The organism is Pseudarthrobacter sp. 01T43 (genome assembly GCF_056398665.1).
The window spans coordinates 55,142-78,143 of sequence record NZ_JBFTPV010000002.1; the positions used below are offsets into that span (position 1 = coordinate 55,142).

Here is a 23,002-nt window from a genome sequence, read left to right on the forward strand (position 1 = left end):
GTTTCGGGTGCTCCTAGCCCGATTGTAACGCTGGTGCGTGAACACGCCCTTCAGCCAGCGCCACAAAGCAGAGTCTTCGGCCGCGGATCCTTTGACGCCGCTTCCGCGGCCTTGAGGCCCGGGTGTGAGAGAATGAACATGGCTGGAGGCCGACCCACATTCGGACTCCGGTCCGGTGGCTTGTTTCAAGACCGCCAATGATGAGCAGGGCAGGCTTTGGATTCTCTGATCCGGCCTCCCGCAATTCCATTGGTCGGCACCTGGTTGTGGCTTATAGAACAACGGGTTTCAGGACACAGCCGACGGCTCCCACGGGCTGCCGCACCCCAATGCCGGTGCGAACCTGGGAGTATCCACTTGACTTCTGTCAACGCCTGCGGGTTTTGACAATATTTGCCCCAACGGGTGCCGAATGTGGCGGTACGTCAGGGGCAGGAGTGTAGCTACACATGGAAAATGAACACGTACCAGCCGTTAATGCTGAAACAGTGACAGCTGAAACCCCCGAGGCGCCCGCGAAGGCCACAAGGACCCGCCGTAAGGCAGCCCCGAGGGCAGCCAGCGCCGCAGCATCCACCGGCACGGAGTCCCTGACCGAAGCCGCGGCCCAGCCCGACGCCGGGACTGAAGCCGTCCTTGAGGCAGTTGCCGCAGTTGAGACCGCGCCGGAAGCCAAGGCCCCTGTGCGGCGGACCCGGGCGCGCAAGAAGCCCGAAGTTGGAGAACCGCTACCCGCTTTCGCCGTCGAAGCCACGGAACCGCCTGCCACCGAAGCAGCTGCGTCCGGTGCCAGCCTTGCGCCGGTTGCCGCGGAACCCGCCGCAGGGTCGCCGCTCGCCGAGGCAGACGCCGACGCCAAACCGGTCCGCCGCCGCCGCGTTGCCACTCGCAAGGCCTCGGCCCCTGAAATTGCAGCCCCCGACGCGGCAGCCCCAGTTGCAGCAGCACCGGCCGCCGTCGTGTTGGAGCAGCACGCAGCCCCCGACGCAGTGGCGGTACAGCGTCCGGCGGCGCCGGAAGCAGCCGCTTCCGCGACAACCGCCGCTACCGTGACAGCCGCCGCTACCGCGGAAGCAGTTCCGGCCGAGGCGGACGCCGCCGTGCCGGCTGACAAGCAAGCCGAGGCTGAGCCCGCCAGCCCGTTCGGTTCGCTGTTCCTGGAACCGGGCTCAGCCACGTCCGTGCTCTTCCAGGCCCCGGACCTGACAACTGTTATCCGGCCTGTTCCCGCGGCTGTGGAAGAGCCGGAAGAGGACGACGCCGAAGAAGTCGAAGGGGACGACGCCAACAGCCGTCGCCGTCGCCGCAGCCGTGGCCGCCGCGGTCGCAGTCGCGTCGGTGACAGCGATGCCGGTACTGATACCGATGGTTCCGAAAGCGGTCAGGACGGTGCGGGAGACGACGACGAAGAAACCGCCGGCCAGAACGATGAAGGCGTGACGTCCCGCCGTCGTCGTCGCCGCCGCCGTGGCGACCAGGATCTTGAACTGACCGGTGGCGGTGATGACGATCCGCCCAACACGGTGACGCGCGTCCGGGCTCCGCGCGCGGTGACCGAAGCGCCGGTCAACAACAGGGTGACCAGCGTGAAGGGCTCCACCAGGCTCGAAGCCAAGAAGCAGCGCCGCCGCGAATCCCGCGACACTGGCCGCCGCAGGACTGTGATCACTGAGGCCGAGTTCCTGGCCCGCCGCGAATCAGTTGACCGTCAGATGATCGTCCGCCAGCGCGACGACAGAATCCAGATCGGTGTCCTGGAGGACGGCGTCCTGGCAGAGCACTTTGTTTCCAAGACCCAGCAGGACTCCCTGATCGGCAACGTCTACCTCGGCAAGGTGCAGAACGTCCTGCCCTCCATGGAAGCGGCGTTCGTTGACATCGGACGCGGCCGCAACGCGGTTCTGTACGCCGGTGAAGTGAACTGGGAATCCGTCAACCTCGAAGGCAAGCAGCGCCGGATCGAAAATGCGCTCAAATCGGGCGACACCGTCCTGGTCCAGGTAACCAAGGATCCCGTGGGACACAAGGGCGCCCGCCTGACCAGCCAGATCTCCCTCCCGGGCCGTTACCTCGTGTACGTGCCGGGCGGCTCCATGACGGGCATTTCCCGCAAGCTGCCCGACGTCGAACGCAACCGCCTCAAGCGCATCCTCAAGGACCGTTTGCCCGAGCATGCCGGCGTGATTGTCCGGACCGCTGCTGAGGGCGCCTCGGAAGAGGAGCTCACGCACGACATCAACCGTTTGCGCGCTCAGTGGGAGGGCATCGAAAGCCAGTCCACCTCCACCAAGATCCTGGCCCCGGAGCTGCTCTACGGCGAACCGGATCTCACCATCAAGGTGGTCCGGGACGTCTTCAACGAGGACTTCTCCAAGCTGATCGTCTCCGGCGAAGAAGCGTGGGACACCATCGAGGCCTACGTCACGTATGTTGCCCCGGATCTGGTTGGGCGCCTGGAAAAGTGGACCAAGGACCAGGACATTTTCGCCGCGTGGAGGATCGACGAACAGATCCACAAGGCACTCGAGCGCAAGGTCTTCCTGCCGTCCGGCGGTTCGCTGGTCATTGACCGCACCGAAGCCATGACCGTGGTGGACGTCAACACCGGAAAGTTCACCGGCAGCGGCGGCAACCTTGAGGAAACTGTTACTAAGAACAACCTCGAAGCGGCCGAAGAAGTGGTCCGGCAGCTCCGGCTCCGCGATATCGGCGGCATCATTGTCATCGACTTCATCGACATGGTCCTCGAGTCCAACCGCGACCTGGTGCTCCGCCGCATGGTGGAATGCCTGGGCCGTGACCGCACCAAGCATCAGGTGGCGGAAGTGACGTCGCTGGGTCTGGTGCAGATGACGCGAAAGCGCATGGGCACCGGTCTCCTGGAGGTCTTCGGCGAACAGTGCGAAACCTGCGCCGGACGCGGTATTGTTACCCACGACGACCCGGTGGAGCACCGCCGAGCAAACACCGTCGCCGCCGAGCACCATGTGCAGCGTGCGGACAACCGCCCGGACACGCAGCGCACGGACAACCAGCGCATCGACACCCGTCCGGACGCCCAGCAGGGCGCCCGGACTGACCGGAAGCGCCGCCGCGGCCGCGGCGGGCAGCCCCTGGACGTAGCACCGGCGGCTCCGGTGCAGATCCATACGGTCCACCCGGATCCGAGCGACGCCGAGCGCCATGCCAAGGCTGAAGCCACCAGGGCAGCCCTCGCGAACATTGCGGCCGCCGCCCACGCTGCCCATCTGCACGACGACGAAGTAGCCCATGCCGCTGCCGGGAATGCCGCCAGCCAGGAGGCCCCGGCCCCGGCACGACCTTCCGAGACGGACAACACGGGCCGGCCCGCCGCCGTGCTGACGTTCGGTGGCGAGCAGGTAGTGCTGCCGTTCGTGGAGCACCACGAGGAGCAGCCACAGGCTCCGGCGCTGACTCTTGACCGGCTGGCGGAGGCATTCGCCAAGCTTGGCGAACCGGCACCTGTTGCCGCAAGCGTGCCGGCCGAAAGCCAGCAGGCTGCACGCCAAGCCGAAGGCAGGTCAGCGGAGCGCCAGCAGACCGAGCGCCAGCAGCCGGCGGAGCCTGCCCGTCAGACTCCTGCCCAGGCTCCTGCCGCGCCGGAGAAGGACTACTCCGACCACACCGAGCAGCCCCGTGCCCGGCGTCCGCGGCGGAACCGGAGCGCCAGCCGTGCCCAGGGCGCAGCTAACGCCACCACGGTGGAGCATCATGAAGCCGTTCAAGCCGCCACCGCAGGGCATACCCATGCTGCCAAGACGCCGGAGCGGACCAATGCTCCGGCGGCTGCCACGCAGGCCGAGACCAATGCGCCGATTATCCTGGGGGTAGGGGTGCCCGCTTCGGAGCTCTGACTCTGCCCGGGGACAACAATCAGGATGCCCGCACCCGCCCCTTCCCGGGGGCGCGTGCGGGCATCCCGCGTTCCGGCTTCATCTAAGGCGGCGGGAGCGGGGAAAGGCTAGGGTGGGTTACTGACACGGGGTGCCGCGCAAAGGGCCGGCTGAGATCCACACCCGTTGAACCTGTCCGGTTAGCACCGGCGAAGGGATGTCTCCTTTGGCTTCGACCTATGTCCTTCCTCCCGCAACCCCCGAGACTTCCGGAACCCCCGCAACCCCCGAAACTCCGGGAACGGCGAAACCTGTACAACCGCGTGCCGCCCGGCACCCCGTGGCCGGGTCATCCGCCTCGGTGGCTGTGCTGCGTGATACCCCGCGTGTCCTGTCCATCGCCGGATCGGATCCGTCCGGCGGGGCAGGCATCCAGGCCGACCTCAAGAGCATTGCCGCCCTGGGTGGCTACGGGATGGCAGCCATCACCGCACTGACAGTTCAGAACACCCGGGGCGTCCAGGATGTCCATGTGCCTCCTGCTGCCTTCTTGCGCCAGCAGCTTGATGCGATCAGCGATGACATCACCATCGACGCCGTCAAGATCGGTATGCTGGGAAATGCGGAGGTAATTGACACGGTCCGCAGCTGGCTGGAGAAGGTACGTCCCGGCGTCGTGGTACTGGATCCGGTCATGGTGGCCACGAGCGGGGACCGGCTGCTGAAGGAATCGGCGGAGGCTGCGCTGCTCGCGCTGCTGCCCCTCGCGGCCCTGATCACGCCCAACCTCGCTGAGCTGGCCATCCTGGTGCACGAACCGCAGGCCCGGGACTGGGCCGCCGCGCTGGAGCAGGGCAAGCGCCTGGCCGCAGCCACCGGCGCCACCATCCTGGTCAAGGGAGGCCATCTCGACGGCGATGCGTGCCCGGATGCCCTCGTCAACACCGGAGGTCTGCTCTCCAGTCCGGTGGTGGAAGTGGCCGGAGACAGGATTCCCACCCGCAACAGCCATGGCACCGGCTGCTCGCTGTCCTCGGCCATGGCCACGGCACAGGCCCGGTTGGGGGACTGGGAAGCGTCACTTCGGCAGGTGAAGCCTTGGCTTGCCGGCGCCCTGGAGGCGTCAGGCCAGCTGGAGGTCGGGGGCGGCAACGGTCCCGTCCACCACTTCCACCACGTCCCGCAGCCCGTCGCCACCGCGGAACTCGCAGCCGGGGAACTCGCGGCCGGAGAATTCGCCACCGGGGAAGTCGCGGCCGGAGAATTCGCCGGGACCCTTCGCCAGGCGGCGGCCCCCGATCTGGACGCCATCTACGGGCTCGACTTCATCCGCGGACTGGCCGCCGGCACCTTGGCGGAGGACCAGTTCGCGTACTACCTCGCTCAGGACGCCATCTACCTCAACGGCTACTCACGCGCCCTGGCCCGAGCCAGTGCGCTGGCGCCTACGGAAGCCGCCCAGCTGTTCTGGGCCCGGTCGGCCCAGCATTGCCTCGAGGTCGAATCCGAACTGCACCGCACCTGGCTCAGCACACGCACGGTGGAGCACGTCCTGGGCCCGGTCACCAAGTCCTACGTCGATCACCTGTTGGCAGCCTCCACCTCCGGCAGCTACGGAGTGCTGGTGGCGGCACTCCTGCCGTGCTTCTGGCTCTACGCCGAAGTGGGCCAGACCCTGCATTCGCAGTTCCTGGCAGCCGGAGCACCGGAAGAGCACCCCTACGCCGAGTGGCTTCGGACCTACGCGGACGAGGACTTTGCGCAGGCAACCCGCGATGCGGTCGCCTTGGCTGACGAGGCAGGCAGCAGGGCGTCAGCGGACGAAAAGGCCGCCATGCTCCAGGCGTTCAGGCACTCATGCCGTTTCGAAGTGGATTTCTTCGACGCGCCGCGCCTGCATGCCTGAACATCTCCGGCCGCGGCAGCCGGTACGATAGTCGGGCACGGTTCTGGATTGTCAGTAGTGATCCCCCCAGTGGGACTTATCACAGACAACCGGCCGTACCCAGCCTCATTTGCAGCCGAAGGCGAAATTAGCGTATTCTAGATCTTCGGTGCTTACGCCAACACTTGGGTTACGACCCCACGGCGTTGAGGCACAGCGGGAATCCCAGCCAGTTTTGGTTCCGGGCCCGCACGCAAATTTAGTTATAAACGTCGAGAGAAGTGAGTTCCCAAGTGGTGTACGCGATTGTCCGCGCAGGCGGCCGGCAAGAGAAGGTCTCCGTTGGAGACTTCGTTACCCTCAACCGCGTCGCCGGTGGAGCTGGCAGCACCATTGAGCTGCCCGCCCTGCTCCTGGTGGACGGTGACAAGGTCACCTCCGCAGCTGCGGACCTGGCCAAGGTAACTGTTACGGCTGAGATCCTCAACGACCTCCGTGGTCCGAAGATCGTCATCCAGAAGTTCAAGAACAAGACCGGTTACAAGAAGCGCCAGGGTCACCGTCAGGAACTGACCAAGGTCAAGATCACTGGTATCAAGTAACCTTCGTTACTGTTCAGGTTTTCAGCAGATTCCCCAGAATTTAGAGGCAGGCATTTCAAATGGCACATAAAAAAGGCGCGAGTTCCACTCGCAACGGTCGTGACTCCAACGCCCAGTACCTCGGCGTCAAGCGCTTCGGCGGCCAGGTAGTTTCCGCAGGCGAGATCATCGTCCGCCAGCGTGGCACCCACTTCCACCCGGGCGCCGGCGTTGGCCGCGGCGGCGACGACACCCTGTTCGCACTGACCCCGGGAGCTGTCGAATTCGGCACCCGCCGCGGTCGCCGCGTCGTCAACATCGTTGCTGCTGCAGCCGCAGAGTAACAAATAGTTCTGAAGCGGTGGAGCGGGCCATTTGGTCCGCTCCACTGTTCTTTTAACCGCATTACAATCGTCTTGGCGCCGGTGGCGTCCAGGAAAAAGCACTGAGGAGATCCACGTGGCGAGCTTTGTAGACCGGGTAGTACTGCACGTATCCGGCGGTACCGGCGGCCACGGCTGTGTCTCCGTCCACCGGGAGAAGTTCAAGCCCCTGGGCGGTCCCGACGGCGGAAACGGCGGCGACGGGGGCGACGTCATCCTCCGCGTTGATCACCAGACCACCACCCTGCTGGACTACCACCACGCCCCGCACCGCCACGCCACCAACGGCGGGCCCGGGATGGGGGATTGGCGCGGCGGCAAGAGCGGCGAGACGCTCATCCTGCCCGTTCCTGATGGCACTGTGGTGAAGTCCAAGGACGGTACTGTCCTGGCGGACCTCGTAGGCGAAGGCGCCGAATACGTTGCCGCCGCCGGCGGCCAGGGCGGCCTCGGAAACGCTTCGCTGTCCTCGCAGAAACGCCGTGCCCCGGGCTTCGCCCTGCTGGGCATCGAGGGTGACGCTGCCGATGTTGTGCTGGAACTGAAGTCCATTGCCGACATCGCGCTGGTGGGTTTCCCCTCCGCCGGCAAGTCCAGCCTGATTGCAGCCATGTCTGCTGCGCGGCCCAAAATTGCCGATTACCCTTTCACCACCCTGATCCCCAACCTGGGCGTAGTGCAGGCCGGCGACGTCCGCTTTACCATCGCCGACGTCCCCGGCCTCATCGAGGGCGCCAGCGAAGGCAAGGGTCTTGGCCACCACTTCCTGCGGCACGTGGAGCGCTGCGCTGCCCTGGTGCACGTTCTTGACTGCGGCACGCTCGAAGCGGACCGTGACCCGCTGTCCGACCTGGCCATCATCGAAGCGGAACTGGAAAAGTACGCCGTTGACATGAGCTACGCCGGCACCGACGGCGAAGCGGTTCCGCTGAACCACCGGCCGCGCCTGGTCGCCCTGAACAAGGTGGACCTGCCGGACGGCAAGGACATGGCTGAATTCGTCCGCCCCGAGCTGGAATCACGCGGTTACCGGGTCTTCGAAATTTCGGCCACCAGCCACGAGGGCCTGCGCCAGCTCGGCTTCGCCATGGGTGAGATCGTCCAGGCTGCCCGCGAGACCCTGGCCGCTGCGCCGCCGAAGGTCCAGCCGCCCGTGCTGCGTCCCCGTGCAGTCAACGAAGCCGGCTTCAAGATCCGCCGCGAAGAGAAGAATCTGGAGCCGCTGTTCCGTGTCCTCGGCGACAAGCCGGTGCGCTGGGTCAAGCAGACCGACTTCACCAACGAAGAAGCCATTGGCTACCTCGCCGACCGCCTCGCCAAGCTCGGCGTGGAGAACGAACTGTTCAAGCAGGGCGCCAAGCCGGGCGACACCGTGGTGATCGGCGAGGACGACGGCGTCGTATTCGACTGGGAGCCCACCATGATGGCCGGCGCGGAACTGCTGGCGGCGCCCCGCGGAACCGACGTCCGCTTTGCGGATATCGGTGACCGCCCCACCCGCGGCCAGAAGCGCGAGGAGCAGCAGGAACGCAAGGATGCCAAGGCCGCAGCCCGCGCAGAGCTGGAAGCCGAGCGCAAGGCCGGGATCTGGACCGAATCCGTCAGCAGCCGCCGCGTCGCCAAGCCGCTCAAGGAGAGTGGACTGGAAGCAGACGATGACCAGTAGCGCCGCCACCGCGGTGCCGCACCAGCGGACCGCTGACCGCAGCCTGCTCGCGGAAGCCCGCAGGATCGTCGTCAAGGTCGGGTCGTCGTCGCTGACCAGCATCAAAGGCGGCATCTCCGAGGAGGCGCTGACTGCCCTGGCGGATGCCCTGGCAACGAAGCGCAACGCCGGCACCGAGATCATCCTGGTCTCCTCGGGCGCCATCGCCGCAGGCCTGGCGCCGCTCGGCCTGGCCAAGCGGCCGCGTGACCTGGCCACGCAGCAGGCCGCGGCCAGCGTAGGCCAGGGCTTGCTGATGGCCCGCTATACCCAGGCTTTCGGTGCCCACGGCGTGACTGTCAGCCAGGTGCTGCTCACCGCTGACGACCTGATGCGCCGCAGCCAGCACACCAACGCCTTCCGCGCGCTGGACCGCCTCGTGAACCTTGGCGTGGTGCCGGTTGTCAATGAAAACGACACCGTTGCCACGCACGAGATCCGATTCGGTGACAACGACCGCCTGGCCGCCCTGGTGGCCCACTTGGTCAGGGCCGACGCGCTCGTACTGCTTTCCGACGTCGACTCCCTGTACGACGGCCCGCCCTCCCACGGGGCCAAACGGATTCCCTTGGTGGAAGGCCCGCACGACCTTGACGGCGTCACCATCGGCAAGGCAGGCAAAGCAGGTGTGGGCACCGGCGGCATGACCACTAAAGTCGAAGCCGCCACGATCGCTGCCGGCTCCGGCATCCACGCCCTGGTCACGTCCACCGCCAACGCTGCGGCTGCGCTGGCTGGTGAGGATGTTGGCACCTGGTTCACGGTGAATGGCGCCCGCAAGCCCGTAAGGCTGCTGTGGCTGGCGCACCTGGCCTCGGTCCAGGGACGGCTGATCCTCGACGACGGTGCGGTGAAGGCCGTGCGCCACCGCCACACCTCCCTGCTCCCCGCCGGCATTACCGCCGTCGATGGTGATTTTGAAGCGGGCGACGCCGTCGAAATGGTCAGTACGGACGGCACCGTCATCGCGCGGGGGCTGGTCAACTACTCCGCGGCTGAATTGCCGCAAATGCTGGGCCGGTCCACCAAGGAACTGGGCAAGGCGCTGGGCCGCGGCTACGACCGTGAAGTTGTTCACGTTGATGACCTGGTGCTGGTCTGAGTCAGTAACTCGCCTAAACTTGGATCATGACTGAGGCACTGACCCACCCCACTGCTGCGACTTCCGGAGACAACGCGGGAGTTTCCGCTGCGCCGAAGGCACCGGAAACGGCTTCGCCGAAGACTGCAGTGCCGCTGTCACCGGAGGATGTTAGGGCTGCAGTCCACGCCATCGCCGACCGCTCCAAGCAGGCAGCCCGGCGGATGTCCCGGGCCAACCGGGCCTGGAAGGACCGTGGCCTCCGCGCCATCGGGGCCGCCCTGCTGGAACGGAAGAGCGTCATCCTGGCCGCCAATGCCAAGGACGTTGCTGCTGGCAAAGCCAACGGAACGTCGGCCGCCATGCTGGACCGGCTGACGCTTACCGATGCCCGTATCACGGGGCTGGTGGATGCCTTGGAGAACCTCGCCACGCTGCCGGACCCCGTAGGCAATGTGGTCCGCGGCCAGACGCTGCCCAATGGCCTTCGCCTGCGTCAGGTCAACGTGCCAATGGGTGTGGTGGCCGCCATCTACGAGGCCCGCCCCAATGTCACCGTTGACATCGCGGGCCTGGCGCTCAAGAGCGGAAATGCGGTCATCCTTCGCGGCGGTACGGCTGCTGCAGCCACGAACGAAGCCCTGGTCCAGGTGCTCCGTGACGCTTTGGTCAGCGTGGGCCTGCCCGCCGATGCCGTGCAGACGGTGGATCAGTACGGCCGGGAAGGTGCCAACGCGCTGATGCGGGCACGCGGCCGTGTTGATGTCCTGATTCCCAGGGGCGGCCGGGACCTGATCCAGTCCGTTGTGTTGAACGCCGCCGTCCCGGTCATTGAAACCGGTGAAGGCAACGTCCACATTTTCATCGACGAATCCGCCAGTGAAGAGATGGCGGTGGATATCCTGCTGAACGCCAAAACCCAGCGACCGAGCGTTTGCAACACGGTGGAAACGCTGCTGGTCCACTCGCGCTCCACTGTGCTGCCGGCCGTGGCCGCCGCGCTGCGTGACGCCGGAGTCACCCTGCACACGGACGATCGCATCCGCGCCGCCCTGCCTGCTTCCATCGAGTCAACGCCCGCCACGGACGAGGACTGGGGAACCGAGTACATGGACCTCGACCTCGCCGTGGCCATGGTGGATAGCTTGGATGACGCCGTAAAGCACATCCGCACGTGGTCCACCGGCCACACCGAAGCCATCCTCACCAACAACCTCGCCAACGCGGAGCGGTTCATTGCGGAGGTTGATTCGGCGGCAGTCATCGTCAACGCGTCCACCCGGTTTACCGACGGCGGCGAGCTGGGCCTGGGTGCCGAGGTGGGCATCTCCACCCAGAAGCTGCACGCCCGCGGACCGATGGGGCTCACCGAGCTCACCACCACCAAGTGGATCGTGCAGGGCGAGGGCCAAGTCCGCGGCTAGCAACGCGGTAACATAGACAGAAGTCCAAAACGGCGGGAAGATCCGCTGCCCACATCCTTGAACCCTAGGGGAGAAAATGCTGCTCCAGCAGATCGCCACATCCGTCGCCGCCGCCGCTGAACATGAGGAATTGGCGCCACTGATTGCGCCGCCGTTCGTGATCGGCGGCGTGATGTTCGTGATCCTGCTGGGACTGATGTTCGTGACGCTGTCCTACTCCAACTTGGGCAACCGACACGCCGCAAGGGATGAGCATCCTGATCCGCACCGTCAGCACCCCAACAAGCACGACCACGGCCAAGGCCACTGACATTTCCCGTGTTCTGCACCGTGAAGGTGCGCAAGGAAGGCTGCGCCTGGGGGTGATGGGCGGGACATTTGATCCCATTCATCACGGCCACCTTGTGGCAGCAAGTGAAGTGGCCGCCAAGTTCGGTTTGGACGAAGTGGTCTTTGTTCCCACCGGGCAGCCGTGGCAAAAAACGCACAAGCAGGTCAGCGAGCCTGAGCACCGGTACCTTATGACGGTGATCGCCACTGCATCGAATCCGCGCTTCACGGTGAGCAGGGTGGATATCGACAGGCCGGGCCCCACCTATACCATTGATACTTTGCGTGACCTCCGGACCCAGCGCCCGGAGGCGGACCTGTTCTTTATTACCGGCGCGGATGCGCTGGCACAGATCCTGTCCTGGAAAGACATTGATGAGCTGTGGTCACTGGCTCATTTCGTTGGTGTGACCCGTCCGGGGCACGTGCTCGACGGTATGGGCCGGAAGGATGTCAGCCTGTTGGAGGTGCCGGCCATGGCGATTTCCTCCACGGATTGCCGGGCCAGGGTGGCCGTGAACAACCCTGTCTGGTACCTGGTACCGGACGGGGTGGTGCAATACATCGCCAAATATGGACTGTACGCCGAGGGTCTACCTCCCGAGGCTGTGCGAATTACCGAAACAGACGAGCCAGCAAGTACTGAATGAGTTTTCAATGAGTCAGGAACAGCCCCCCGTCCGCAGCCGCCGCGAACTGCGGCAGGCCAGAGATGAGAAGACGGCTACCGGGTCTACGGGCCCGGGCCAGGTTTCGCCTGCCTCAAAACAACGCCGTGCGGCCGACGCACCGGTGGATTCCGTCCCGGAACAAACCCAGGCCCAGCGGTCATCGCAGATCCGGGCCCGGGACCGCGCCGCCCTGCGCACCATCAAGGAACTTGAAGAAAAAGAAGGACAGCTCTCGGCCGGCGGACCTCCCACCCGCAGGCAGTTGAGGCTCCAGCAACTCAAAGAACAGGCCGTCACCTCGGCCAACCCCATCATCGCGGCCCCGATGGGTAGGCCGCTGCCCACCGCCCCCGGCTCTGCGGCCGGCGCCAAGCCGGGATCTGCAGCACCGGGCACGGCAGGTCCCCGCCCTGCAGCCCCGGGCACGGCAGGTCCCCGCCCGGCAGCACCCGGCGCGGGAACGGGGCTTCCCGACGGCATGAGCGTGGAGCAGGCACTTGCGGCCCGCGGCCTCATTGCCGAGCAGGCCAAGAACCAGCTCGCCAAGATGGAGCACATAGCCTCGCTCGACCCCGAAATCGTGGACCCGGACATCCTCGCGGAACAGATCGCCCTCGCAGAGCGTGCCGCTGTCCTCAACCGCCGGGCCATGGCCAAGCAGAAGCTGGCCGAGCAGGCAATACCGCCCGCCCCGCAGGACGCGCCGGTGCAGGGTGCGCCCGTGCAAGGCCGGCCGACGCAGGCTGCCCCCGCGCGGGCTGTACCTGCGCAGTCAACGCCAGGACAATCGGCTGGCCAGTCAGGCCCGGCCACCGCTGACAACCTTGCCATGGTCACGCCACTTGAATTCGTCCAGGTTCCAGGCGTTGACCGGCCTGTCATGAAACCTCCGGCAACCTCGTATGTACCGGTACAGACCCAGTCCGGAACTAAAGTACGGCCGGGTGGCAAGAGCCGCCGTCCTTCTCCGGCATCCCGGCAGGCGGCCGCCGCACCGGCACCGGGCGCAGCTTCAGGCCGTTCCCGGGTCATCGCCCGGGCCGAAGCCGCGGCCCGTGCTGCTGCCGAACCGAAGCGCATGGTTCCGGCTGCGCCGGACGAGGCGGTGGGGGAGAGCGAGGGTCGTTTCGAGGACCTGCGCGTTCCGGCGCGCTCCGCCCATGGCCTTGAGCCGCTGGACGCGGCTACGGCAGGCCTGACCCGCGCAAAGCGGCTCCGGCTTATGCAGGTCCTCGTCCTGGCCTTCGGGATTGTGGCCCTCGTTTCCGGCGTCATCCTCATCGCCACCGGCATCTCTCGCTGACCGGCAGCGCCCCCTTACAAAGCTTAAGAAAACTACAAGGAGTCCCGTGACTGCATCAGATTCATCCATCGCCACAGCCCGCCACGCCGCCAAGGCCGCCGCGGACAAGATCGCCCACGATATTGTGGCGCTCGATGTCAGCRAACGCCTCGCGCTGGCAGACGTCTTCCTTATCGCGTCCGCACCGAGCGAACGCCAGGTCAATGCCATCGTGGATGGCATTGAAGAGGAACTGTCCAAGCAGGATCTCCGTCCGGTCCGCCGCGAAGGCCGCGCCGGCGGACGCTGGGTACTGCTCGACTACTCGGACATCGTGATCCACGTCCAGCACGAAGAAGACCGCGTCTTCTACGCCCTGGAGCGCCTGTGGAAGGATTGCCCCGTCGTCGACCTGCAGCTTGCCGATGACCCATCAGCCAAGGCATCCGCCGCTTCAGAGACCGAATAACCGGCCTCACCGGCCCGAATATGCCCGATTTGGAATTTTCGGAAATGCTGGTCTAAGATATTTGAGTTGCTCCGGAGATCACGGAGCAGCGAAGGTCCGGGGCTGTGGCGCAGCTGGTAGCGCACCTGCATGGCATGCAGGGGGTCAGGGGTTCGAGTCCCCTCAGCTCCACCGGATAGTCCGCCGGAATCGAAAGATTCCGGCGGACTTTTTTGTTGCCGGGGAGTCGAGAGGGTCGCGGGTGGCGCCAGCGGTACGCACTTCCCCTGGCGTGCGCAGGGGAGAATCCCCTTCGACGGGGACTTCTCCACATCATGACCTTTTTGCCGGCCAGCGGCTCCCGATTGGCGCCCCGGCCGGATTTCCATTAAGCTAATCAGGTTGCTTCGAGCGGCCGGAACGGTCAGCGGAGCGGCGGTTTGGGGCTGTGGCGCAGCTGGTAGCGCACCTGCATGGCATGCAGGGGGTCAGGGGTTCGAGTCCCCTCAGCTCCACCAAACCGGACCATGTGTCCACAAAAAGAGCCACCCGGCCGGGTGGCTCTTTTTGTTTAGCCCGATACTATTGGCTGCCGATGCCGATGCCGATGCCGATGGCGATGGCGCTGCCGCTGCCGCTGGCACACAGCTCAGGCAGTCAGATCCAGATGGCTCAGATCCAACCCGTCCGGCGCAGCGGCGGCTGGTCTCCGCCGGCACGCTGGACCAGGATCTGGTTTACTCCCGTCATGCCGGCTTCAAAGCCCAGGGCGCTCGAGGCCATGTACAGCCGCCATATCCGCGCCCGTCCCAGGCTTGTGAGGCCAACGGCTTCGTCCCAGTTGGTCTCCAGCCGTCGAACCCACGCCCGCAGCGTCAGGGCGTAGTGCTGGCGCAAGGCCTCAACGTCAAGGACCTCGAACCCGCCGCCCTCCAGCGCGGTGACCACTTCGCCGAGGCTGAGCATTTCGCCGTCCGGGAAGACGTAGCGCGGGATAAACGAGTCAGGGTCCGGTTTGGTGGGCCCGGCATTCCAGGAAATGGCGTGGTTGAGCAGCCGGCCGCCGGGACGGAGCAGGCCGTGCAGCACCCCCGCATAGTGCGGCATCTGTTCCCGGCCGACGTGCTCGGACATACCAATGGAACTGATCGCGTCAAAGGGGCCGTCGTCGATATCCCGATAATCCTGCACACGGATGTCAATCTTTTCAGTCAGGCCCGCCTCGGCGGCCCGCTTGCGGGCAAACACAGCCTGCTCCGAAGAGAGGGTCACCCCCACCACGGTGACGCCGTAGCTCTGGGCCGCGTGCAGGGCAAAGCTGCCCCAGCCGCAGCCCACGTCCAGCACCCTCATCCCGGGCTTGAGGCCGAGCTTCCGGCAGACCAGGTCCAGCTTGGCCTTCTGCGCCCCGTCCAGCCCGGCCGGAAGCCCGCTGTTGTCCGCGTAGGAGGCCTCACCCCACACGGCGCACGAGTAGACCATCGACGCTCCCAGCACGAGGGCGTAAAAGTCGTTACCGACGTCGTAATGGTGCGAGATTGCCGCCGCATCCCGCTGCCGCGTGTGGAGTTGCCCCCGCCGGGTGACCCTTGCCTCTTCCGGCGGCGGGGCCGGGTTGGGGCCCACCGCCCCCAGCCGGACGGCCGTACCCAGCAGCGTGGCCAGCTCGCGGGGCGCCAGCGGCCGGAAGGGGCCGGGCTCGGAAAACTTGCCCACCGAGCTCAGGGCGGCGAAGGCCGCGAAGATATCGCCCGGCGCGTCGATCTCCCCGGCAACGTACGCCCGGCTCAACCCCAGCTGACCGGGCGACCACAATATGCGACGCAGCGCCCGGCGGGACCTGAACTCGAGTACCGGTGCGTCCGGCGGCCCTGCCTCGGAACCATCCCATGCGCGCAACCTGAGAGGAATCTCATCAGTACCCAGGACGATGCCCAGCGCTTTCGCCAGCAGTGACGCTGCCCGATTTTCCGTTGCCATGGTCCGTGCCTTTCTTCAGGTATGGCCCAACAGTACGACGACGGCGCGCGCCTGTCAGTGCAGCGGCCCGATTATCATGGGGGAGTGAATGAGTCCCTGCCGCCGTGCCCCGAATGTGCCAGTGTCTACACCTACGAGATGGGTGCGCTCCTGGTTTGCCCGGAGTGCGGCTACGAGTGGGCCGCCGGGGCAACGCCCGAGGCCGGGGAAACCGGGCCGCGGGTCATCAAGGATGCGGTGGGCAACGTCCTGGCGGACGGCGATACCGTGACGGTGGTCAAGGACCTGAAAATCAAGGGCAGTTCCAGTGTCATCAAAGTGGGAACCAAAGTCCGCGGCATCAGGCTCGTGGACGGTGTGGGCGATCACGACATCGACTGCAAAGTGGATGGCGTGGGGCCCATGCAGCTGAAATCCTCCGTGGTGAAGAAGGTCTAGCGGAACCCGGCCAGCAGATATGGAAAACGAAACTACCGACGTTGTGGTCATCGGCGCGGGGCAGGCAGGGCTCTCGGCGGCCTACCACCTGCAGCGCAGGGGACTCGAATACCAAGTCCTCGACGCCGAGAAAGGTCCCGGCGGTGCGTGGCGGCATCGCTGGAAAAGCCTCGTCATGGCCACAGTCAACGGCATCAGCGACCTCCCCGGAATCGCCAAGCCCGACGTGGACCCGGCGGAACCCAGCTCAGAGTTCCTGAGCCGGTACTTCGATGCCTACGAGCGGGAAGTCGGGATCAAGGTCCTTCGGCCGGTCAAGGTCGCTTCCGTTACCAAAGAGGATACGGACCCGTCGGGGAGACTGAGGGTCGGTTCTGACCGGGGTAACTGGTCAGCCAAGGCGGTCATCAACGCCACCGGCACCTGGACCAGGCCGTTCTGGCCCATCTATCCGGGCCGCTCCACGTTCCAAGGCCGGCAGCTGCACGTGGCCGATTACGTCTCCGCAGACGAATTCCGCGGCCTTCACGTCCTCGTGGTGGGCGGCGGGATTTCCGCCGTCGGGCTGCTGGACGAGATCTCACAGGTCACCACCACCAGCTGGTTCACCCGGCGCGAGCCCGAATGGCGTGACGCCACGTTCGACTCCCAGGCCGGGCACAACGCCGTCGCCCTCGTTGAAGAACGCGTCCGGCAGGGGCTGCCCCCGCAAAGTGTCGTGGCCGTGACGGGCCTCATCTGGACGCCCGCCCTCCGGGCTGCAGAAAAGCGGGGCGCGCTGCACCGGCAGCCCATGTTCACTTCCATAGAGCCCGACGGCGTCCGGCTCACCGATGGCAGCCTCCTCCGGGCAGACGTGATCCTATGGGCAACGGGATTCCGTGCCGAGCTTGACCACCTCGCGCCGCTGCACCTCAGGGGACCAGGCGGCGGGATCGCCATGGAAGGAACCCAAGTGGCGGCCGAGCCGCGCGTGCACCTGGTGGGCTACGGCCCGTCGTCGTCCACCATCGGCGCGAACCGCGCGGGCAGGGCGGCCGTGGCGGCCATCCTGAAGCTGCCTGCGTTTCAGCAGTGACAGCCCCAACACCCAGCACACTCCCGGACGGCAGGAACCACGTGGCAGAGAACAGCCTTGAGGACATCTTCGGCACGCTCAGGCGATACCCGGACGTCGAGGCGCCCAACCTGCAGGCCTGGGACGCCACGGACAGGCTCCTGCTTGAAGCCGCGGCCGGCCGGCTAGGTCCGGACAGTCGCCTGGCAGTAATCGGTGACCGCTACGGTGCTCTGACCCTCGGCGCCCTGTCAACACTCGGAGTCCGGCGCGTCCGCGTGCACGAGGACCTCATCACGGGCGAGCGCGCCCTGCGGAACAACGCAACTGCCCTGGGGCTGGCAGGCTTCGAGCAGTTGCCGCTGGGGGAGCAATTGCTTATTGGTGCGGGGACCGTGCTGCTGCAGCTGCCCAGGACCCTGGCCGAACTCGAGGAAATCGCCGACGCCGTGGCCCGGTACGCGGCCCCGGACGCTGTGCTCATCGCCGGCGGGCGGATCAAGCACATGTCGCTGGGGATGAACGCTGTCCTGGAGCGCCACTTCCGGACCGTCCAGCCCCAGCTGGCCCGGCAAAAGTCCCGGCTCATCATCGCCAGTGGGGCCAGGCCGGCCTCTACGGATACCGCCACGGAGGAAGAGGCCGCGGACAGCGAGCACCCCGCTGTCGGACGCCCCGCCGTCGAACACCTGGCCGAACTGGACCTTGACGTTGCTGCGCACGGCGCCGTTTTCGCCGGCACGAAGCTGGACATCGGCACCAGGTTCCTGTTGACCTTCCTGCCGGAGATGCCCGCGGCCCGGCATGCCGTGGACCTCGGGTGCGGCACCGGTATTCTCGCTGCCATGTACGCCCGGCAGAATCCCGGAACCCGGGTCACGGCCACGGACCGATCCGCCGCTGCCGTCGCGTCGGCACAAGCCACTTCCCGGGTAAACGGCCTCGCGGACCGGATCACCGCACTGCAGGATGACGCCATGAGCACACTGCCCGCGCAAAGCGCCGATCTGATCCTGTTGAACCCGCCGTTCCATCTGGGCGCCAGCGTTCATGCCGGGGCCGGAACAAAGCTGTTCGAGGCGGCAGCCAGGGTCCTTGCCCCAGGCGGCCAATTGTGGACAGTCTTCAACCGCCATCTGCACTATCTCTCCGTACTGGAGCGTTTGGTCGGCCCCACCACGGTCAGGGGCAACAACCCGAAATTCACGGTGGCGGTCAGCACTAAGCGGGCCTAGGCATCCGGCCGCGTCGTGCTCTGGTTCCGGCTCTGGGCGTGCGTTAGGCGGTAACGTACCATTCAGACATCATCATTACGCGGCCGCAAACCATAGGGGAGACCGTGCCAGAAATACGCCAGCCCTCGGCTCCACGGCGCGGGACCAACCTGCCGCGCATGGGGGACTTCAACCTGACGGTGATCCTCGATGCCATCCGGCGGTCATCAGGCGGCCTGAGCCGCGTTGAACTGGCCCAGATCGTGGGCCTCTCGCCGCAGACCATCTCCAACATTTCGCGCCGCCTCCTGGACCAGCACCTGATTGTTGAAGCCGGCAAGGAAGGCAGCGGTCCGGGCAAACCGCGCACCATGCTGCGGCTCAACCCGGCGGGCATGTATGCCGTGGGCGTCCACCTGGACCCCGCCGTTACCACCTTTGTGGTCCTTGACCTTGTGGGCGCAGTGGTGCAGCATTCCCGCATTAAAACCCCCGGCGGCAACGATCCCGCCGCCACGATCGCCACCATGGCCACCGAAATCGGACTGCTGGTTGCAGAATCCGGTGTGGACACGACTAAGATCGCGGGCCTGGGCCTGGCTGCCCCCGGACCGATCGATTTGGACAACGGCACCGTGGTTGACCCGCCGCTGCTGCCGGGCTGGGACCGGGTTGAACTCCGGAACGCCCTGGCCAAGGCCACCGGGTACTCCGTTCTGGTGGACAAGGACGTCACCAGCGCAGCCGTCGCCGAAACCTGGGCCGGCGGCCCCAGCGGCGCGGGGAGCTTCGTGTTTATGTACATGGGCACTGGCATCGGCTGCGGCATTGTGCTCAACGATGAAGTGGTGCGTGGAACGTCAGGGAACGCCGGTGAGATCGGCCACATCGTGGTGGATCCGGACGGCCCGGCCTGTGACTGCGGCCTGCGGGGCTGCGTGAAGTCTTCTGTCATCCCGAAGGTGCTGGTGGCGGAAGCCGTTGCTGCCGGAATTCTCGATGGTTCCGCGGAGCACACCAGCGGCGCTGAGGTGCAGGAAAGCTTCGCCCAGCTGTGCGACCTCGCCGACGCCGGCGATGAGAAAGCACTGGCCATCATCGACAAGTCGGCAGTCCTCGTGGCGCGGGCGGTCTCGGTGGTCACCAACACGCTGGATGTGGAAAGGGTGGTGTTCGGCGGCCCGTTCTGGAGCCGGATCGCGGACCGCTACCTTGAGAAAATCCCGGCGCTGGTGGATGCCAACAGCGCGGCCCGCCTGATCCATACCATCGAGGTTGTGGGCACGGGAGTGGGTGAGGATGTTGGCGCCATTGGTGCTGCCTGCCTGGTCCTGGAGCATACCCTGGCGCCGCGGGCACAGCGGCTTCTGCTGGAAGTCTAACCGCGGCTCCTTGCCTGCGGCAGGGGGCCCATCTAGCATGTGCATATCGCCGCGGCTGGGGCCCGCAGTCAAAAGGGACAGCAGCCATTGATTGAATGGAGCATCATGCGTCCTCGGGCCTTCAAAATCACGTCATTCAGCGCGGCAGTCGTCATTGCGCTGACGGCGTGTTCACCAGCCGCGCCCCAAGCGGAAACCAAAACCCTCAAGGTGGTCTACCAGAAGACGGACTCCTTCACCGCACTGGACAGTATGTTCCAGGCGGCCAAGGAGGAATTTGAAGYCGCGCACCAAGGCGTCACGGTTGCCTTGGAGCCTATCCAGGCGAACGACGACGACTACGGCACCAAGCTTGCCCTGGCCCTTCGCTCGCCTTCCACAGCCCCGGACGTTTTCTACGAGGACACGTTTAAGGTTCGCTCCGACGTTGACGCCGGGTATCTCCTTAAACTGGACAGCCACCTCGACGGGTGGAAGGACTGGGACACGTTTGAGGAGGGTGCCAAAGCCGCGGGACTGGGGGACGACGGCGGCACGTACGCGGTCCCCCTGGGCACCGACACCCGGGCCATCTGGTACAACAAAAAAGTCCTCGCGGCTGCAGGCGTCGGTGTCCCCTGGGAGCCCCGCACCTGGCAGGACATCCTGGACACCGCCCGGAAAATCAAGGCGAGCAACCCCGCCGTGGTGCCGTTCAACATGTACGCCGGCAAGGCCACCGGCGAAGGCACCGTGATGCAGAGCTTCTACGAGCTGCTCTACGGAACCGGGGCCGAACTCTACGACGCTCAGGCCAAGAAGTGGGTGCTGGGGTCGCAGGGATTCAAGGACTCGCTGGGCTTCCTCAAAACCCTCTATGACGAAAAGCTGGCTGTCTCCCCGGCCGAGGCCCTCGACGCAAACGTGTGGAAGAAGGTCTTCGGGGAGTGGCTCCCGCAGGGCAAGATGGCCGCCACGGTGGAAGGTTCCTACACGCCMTCCTTTTGGCAGAAGGGCGGCAGCTACGAGTGGCCGGAGTACGGCCAGGACATGGGCGTGACCGCTTTCCCCACGCAGAACGGCCAGGCGCCCGGCGGAGTCAGCATGTCCGGCGGGTGGACGCTGGCGGCCGGGGCAGGGACCAAGGACCCCCAGCTGGCGTTCGATTTCCTCGCCACTGCCTTGAACCGGAAGAACTCCCTGGCCTTCGACATCGCAAGCTCCCAGATTGCCGTGCGTAAGGACGTCGCCGCTGATGCCGCGTACCAAGGGGCCAACCCGTTTGTGAAGGATGTCTCCGAGCTTGTGGCTGTCACGCACTACCGCCCGGCCACGGCCGATTACCCACGGATCTCGGCGGCAGTCCAGGCGGCCACCGAGGCTGTGATCACCGGTGCGAAATCCCCTGCGCAGGCCGCTGCAGAGTATGACACGGCGGCGAAGGGCATCGTGGGTGACGCCAAAACTGTTATAAAGTAGCCCGTGGCAACTACCCTTTCCCCGCGGCGGCGCGCCGCAAGCCGGGTTCATCAGCTGCTGCGTCGGCGGGCGCGGCTGCTGCCGGTGCTCCCGGCCGTGCTGCTCCTGCTGGTGTTCCTGGCCGGCCCCGTCCTGTGGGCCTTCCACGCCTCGTTCACCAACGCCGCCCTGACCGGCCGCAACGCCCGCAGCCCTGGCTGGGTAGGGCTCGAGAATTACCAGCGCCTCTTCACCGATCCGGTGCTGCCCCTCTCCCTTACCCTGACCGTCATCTTCGTCGCGGGCTCGGCCATCGTGGGCCAGAACCTGCTGGGACTGGCTATCGCCATCCTGATGAGGCGGGCGCGCCGGCCGGTGGCCGCCGTCGTCGGAACCGCGGTGGTGGCTGCCTGGGTGCTGCCGGAGATTGTGGCGGCGTTCGCCGCTTACGCGTACTTCAGCCGAGACGGGACGCTGAACCAGGTCCTGGGCTCTCTGGGACTCGGCCGGCCCGACTGGCTGTACTCGTTTCCGATGGTGGCCATCATGCTCGCCAACATTTGGCGCGGCACGGCCTTCTCCATGCTGGTGTACCGCGCCGCCCTGGACGATGTTCCCGGCGAGGTCACGGAGGCGGCCCTGATGGACGGCGCCAGCGGCTGGCAGCGGCTGGCCTACGTGACCCTCCCGATGATCCGCGGCAGCATCGCCACCAACCTCATGCTCATCACGCTGCAGACGCTGGCTGTCTTCACCCTCATCTGGGTCATGACGGCGGGCGGCCCCGCCAATGCCAGCACAACACTGCCAGTCCTGGCATACCAGGAGGCCTTCAAGTTCGGTGACATCGGGTACGGAACGGCAGTGGCGTCCGTGCTGATCCTGATTGGCCTGGTTTTCGGTGCGGCCTATGTCCGGCTCCTGCGGGTGTCCAAGCAATGACGACGCCGGGGCGGGCCGCAGGGGCACCGCGGCCGTGGGGAGCCGGTGCGGTCTCTCGGGCGCAGCAGCGTGCCCGTGTTCCGGCGGACGCAGCCCTGATCCTGATAGGCGCCTGTTTTGTGCTGCCGCTGCTGTGGCTGGTATTGGCCTCCCTTGATGCCTCCGCCGGTCACGAGGTGCGGCTCCCCAGGCAGCTCTCCCTCACCAACTTCGCGGCGATCACGACACCGGGGCTGCTGTTCCAGCCACTGTGGAACAGCATGGTGCTGTCCGCCGGGACTGCCGCCGTCAACCTCGTAGCAGCAGTCCTGGCGGCCTACCCGCTCTCCCGGTACCAGTCCCGGTTCAACAGGCCTTTTATGTATACGATCCTGTTCGGGACGTGCCTGCCGATCACCGCCATCATGGTCCCGGTGTATGGCCTGTTTGTGCAGCTGAACCTCCTGGATTCCATGGCAGCCACGATTTTCTTCATGRCCACCACCACGCTGCCCATGGCGATCTGGATGACGAAGAACTTCATGGACGCAGTGCCGGTATCGCTGGAAGAGGCAGCCTGGGTGGATGGCGCCTCCGGATTGATGGCCCTGCGGACCATCGTGTTGCCGTTGATGCGGCAGGGGCTGGGCGTGGTGTTCATCTTTGTGTTCATCCAGGCCTGGGGGAACTTCTTTGTTCCCTTCGTGCTGCTCCTGTCCGAAGCCCGGCAGCCCGCGGCAGTGTCGATCTTCAGCTTCTTCGGGCAGCATGGGGCAGTCGCTTATGGCCAGTTGGCCGCCTTTTCCATCCTGTACTCGGTGCCGGTCCTGGCCCTCTACGTCATTGTGGCCAGAGGCGCCGGCAACTCCTTCGCCCTGTCAGGTGCCGTCAAAGGCTAGACCTGACCTGGATCAAATCAGGGTTTTAGC

At 65.9% G+C, this 23,002-nt stretch carries 19 protein-coding genes, 2 tRNA genes and 1 riboswitch; of the genes, 20 read left to right on the top strand and 1 reads right to left on the bottom strand.

The window, feature by feature from the left end; translation table 11 throughout:
- The first annotated feature begins 449 nt into the window (after positions 1–449).
- From AC1DIM_RS01885 to AC1DIM_RS01945, 13 genes are all read left to right on the top strand, one after another.
- On the top strand, positions 450–3,875 hold the full coding sequence (locus AC1DIM_RS01885; protein ID WP_477708801.1) for an Rne/Rng family ribonuclease: 3,426 nt from the start codon (positions 450–452) through the stop codon (positions 3,873–3,875).
- A gap of 116 nt (positions 3,876–3,991) precedes the next feature.
- A riboswitch (TPP riboswitch) is annotated at positions 3,992–4,089 on the top strand.
- Positions 4,072–5,760 (top strand): bifunctional hydroxymethylpyrimidine kinase/phosphomethylpyrimidine kinase, encoded by a 1,689-nt coding sequence (locus AC1DIM_RS01890; RefSeq protein ID WP_477708802.1) that lies wholly within the window; start codon positions 4,072–4,074, stop codon positions 5,758–5,760. It overlaps the preceding riboswitch by 18 nt.
- A 272-nt stretch (positions 5,761–6,032) precedes the next feature.
- Positions 6,033–6,341 carry a 50S ribosomal protein L21 gene (rplU, locus tag AC1DIM_RS01895; RefSeq protein ID WP_255769572.1) on the top strand — a complete coding sequence of 103 codons (309 nt, stop codon included), beginning with the start codon at positions 6,033–6,035 and terminating at the stop codon, positions 6,339–6,341.
- A gap of 59 nt (positions 6,342–6,400) precedes the next feature.
- Positions 6,401–6,664: a 50S ribosomal protein L27 gene (gene rpmA, locus AC1DIM_RS01900; protein WP_009372867.1), complete on the top strand. Its 264-nt coding sequence runs from the start codon at positions 6,401–6,403 to the stop codon at positions 6,662–6,664.
- Between the two features lie 115 nt (positions 6,665–6,779).
- On the top strand, positions 6,780–8,369 hold the full coding sequence (gene obgE / locus AC1DIM_RS01905; RefSeq protein WP_477708803.1) for a GTPase ObgE: 1,590 nt from the start codon (positions 6,780–6,782) through the stop codon (positions 8,367–8,369).
- Entirely contained in the window at positions 8,359–9,510 is a 1,152-nt protein-coding gene (proB, locus tag AC1DIM_RS01910; protein WP_477708804.1) for a glutamate 5-kinase, read from the top strand. The genes obgE and proB overlap by 11 nt, the downstream gene beginning before the upstream one ends.
- 26 nt (positions 9,511–9,536) lie before the next feature.
- A complete protein-coding gene (locus tag AC1DIM_RS01915; RefSeq protein ID WP_477708805.1) occupies positions 9,537–10,913 on the top strand; it encodes a glutamate-5-semialdehyde dehydrogenase in 1,377 nt (458 codons plus the stop codon).
- Between the two features lie 76 nt (positions 10,914–10,989).
- Complete coding sequence (locus AC1DIM_RS01920; protein ID WP_477708806.1) at positions 10,990–11,223, top strand: hypothetical protein; 234 nt, start codon at positions 10,990–10,992, stop codon at positions 11,221–11,223.
- A complete protein-coding gene (gene nadD, locus AC1DIM_RS01925) occupies positions 11,162–11,893 on the top strand; it encodes a nicotinate-nucleotide adenylyltransferase (RefSeq protein ID WP_477708807.1) in 732 nt (243 codons plus the stop codon). The genes AC1DIM_RS01920 and nadD overlap by 62 nt, the downstream gene beginning before the upstream one ends.
- A 7-nt stretch (positions 11,894–11,900) precedes the next feature.
- Positions 11,901–13,217, top strand: coding sequence for a hypothetical protein (locus AC1DIM_RS01930; protein WP_477708808.1), 1,317 nt, complete (start codon positions 11,901–11,903; stop codon positions 13,215–13,217).
- 46 nt (positions 13,218–13,263) lie between these two features.
- Positions 13,264–13,665 carry a ribosome silencing factor gene (rsfS, locus tag AC1DIM_RS01935; RefSeq protein ID WP_477708809.1) on the top strand — a complete coding sequence of 134 codons (402 nt, stop codon included), beginning with the start codon at positions 13,264–13,266 and terminating at the stop codon, positions 13,663–13,665.
- 98 nt (positions 13,666–13,763) lie between these two features.
- A tRNA-Ala gene (locus tag AC1DIM_RS01940) sits at positions 13,764–13,836 on the top strand.
- 250 nt (positions 13,837–14,086) lie between these two features.
- A tRNA-Ala gene (locus AC1DIM_RS01945) sits at positions 14,087–14,162 on the top strand.
- Between the two features lie 154 nt (positions 14,163–14,316).
- On the opposite strand, the gene AC1DIM_RS01950 is transcribed toward AC1DIM_RS01945, so the two are convergent.
- Positions 14,317–15,624: a class I SAM-dependent methyltransferase gene (locus AC1DIM_RS01950; RefSeq protein ID WP_477708810.1), complete on the bottom strand. Its 1,308-nt coding sequence runs from the start codon at positions 15,622–15,624 to the stop codon at positions 14,317–14,319.
- Positions 15,625–15,708: 84 nt separating this feature from the next.
- Here AC1DIM_RS01950 and AC1DIM_RS01955 point away from each other — a divergent pair, with 84 nt between their 5' ends.
- From AC1DIM_RS01955 to AC1DIM_RS01985, 7 genes are all read left to right on the top strand, one after another.
- Positions 15,709–16,062, top strand: coding sequence for a zinc ribbon domain-containing protein YjdM (locus AC1DIM_RS01955; protein ID WP_477708811.1), 354 nt, complete (start codon positions 15,709–15,711; stop codon positions 16,060–16,062).
- Positions 16,063–16,081: 19 nt separating this feature from the next.
- Entirely contained in the window at positions 16,082–17,140 is a 1,059-nt protein-coding gene (locus AC1DIM_RS01960) for an FAD-dependent oxidoreductase (protein ID WP_477708812.1), read from the top strand.
- A gap of 41 nt (positions 17,141–17,181) precedes the next feature.
- The gene (locus AC1DIM_RS01965) at positions 17,182–18,354 is read left to right on the top strand and encodes a class I SAM-dependent methyltransferase (protein ID WP_477708813.1); all 1,173 of its coding nucleotides are present in this window, start codon (positions 17,182–17,184) and stop codon (positions 18,352–18,354) included.
- Between the two features lie 158 nt (positions 18,355–18,512).
- Entirely contained in the window at positions 18,513–19,715 is a 1,203-nt protein-coding gene (locus AC1DIM_RS01970) for an ROK family transcriptional regulator (RefSeq protein WP_477709103.1), read from the top strand.
- Positions 19,716–19,820: 105 nt separating this feature from the next.
- On the top strand, positions 19,821–21,173 hold the full coding sequence (locus AC1DIM_RS01975) for an extracellular solute-binding protein (RefSeq protein WP_477708814.1): 1,353 nt from the start codon (positions 19,821–19,823) through the stop codon (positions 21,171–21,173).
- 3 nt (positions 21,174–21,176) lie between these two features.
- Positions 21,177–22,094, top strand: coding sequence for a carbohydrate ABC transporter permease (locus AC1DIM_RS01980; RefSeq protein ID WP_477708815.1), 918 nt, complete (start codon positions 21,177–21,179; stop codon positions 22,092–22,094).
- Positions 22,091–22,972, top strand: coding sequence for a carbohydrate ABC transporter permease (locus tag AC1DIM_RS01985; protein WP_477708816.1), 882 nt, complete (start codon positions 22,091–22,093; stop codon positions 22,970–22,972). Before AC1DIM_RS01980 ends, AC1DIM_RS01985 begins: the two co-directional genes overlap by 4 nt.
- Positions 22,973–23,002 lie beyond the last annotated feature (30 nt).

What these genes read in the sequence shown, in the direction of transcription:
- AC1DIM_RS01885 (WP_477708801.1), top strand. Translation starts at nt 450, where the DNA reads ATGGAAAATGAACACGTACCAGCCGTTAATGCTGAAACAGTGACAGCT.
- AC1DIM_RS01890 (WP_477708802.1), top strand. Translation starts at nt 4,072, where the DNA reads ATGTCTCCTTTGGCTTCGACCTATGTCCTTCCTCCCGCAACCCCCGAG.
- rpmA (WP_009372867.1), top strand. Translation starts at nt 6,401, where the DNA reads ATGGCACATAAAAAAGGCGCGAGTTCCACTCGCAACGGTCGTGACTCC.
- proB (WP_477708804.1), top strand. Translation starts at nt 8,359, where the DNA reads ATGACCAGTAGCGCCGCCACCGCGGTGCCGCACCAGCGGACCGCTGAC.
- AC1DIM_RS01915 (WP_477708805.1), top strand. Translation starts at nt 9,537, where the DNA reads ATGACTGAGGCACTGACCCACCCCACTGCTGCGACTTCCGGAGACAAC.
- AC1DIM_RS01920 (WP_477708806.1), top strand. Translation starts at nt 10,990, where the DNA reads ATGCTGCTCCAGCAGATCGCCACATCCGTCGCCGCCGCCGCTGAACAT.
- nadD (WP_477708807.1), top strand. Translation starts at nt 11,162, where the DNA reads ATGAGCATCCTGATCCGCACCGTCAGCACCCCAACAAGCACGACCACG.
- AC1DIM_RS01930 (WP_477708808.1), top strand. Translation starts at nt 11,901, where the DNA reads ATGAGTCAGGAACAGCCCCCCGTCCGCAGCCGCCGCGAACTGCGGCAG.
- AC1DIM_RS01950 (WP_477708810.1), bottom strand. Translation starts at nt 15,624, where the DNA reads ATGGCAACGGAAAATCGGGCAGCGTCACTGCTGGCGAAAGCGCTGGGC.
- AC1DIM_RS01960 (WP_477708812.1), top strand. Translation starts at nt 16,082, where the DNA reads ATGGAAAACGAAACTACCGACGTTGTGGTCATCGGCGCGGGGCAGGCA.
- AC1DIM_RS01970 (WP_477709103.1), top strand. Translation starts at nt 18,513, where the DNA reads ATGGGGGACTTCAACCTGACGGTGATCCTCGATGCCATCCGGCGGTCA.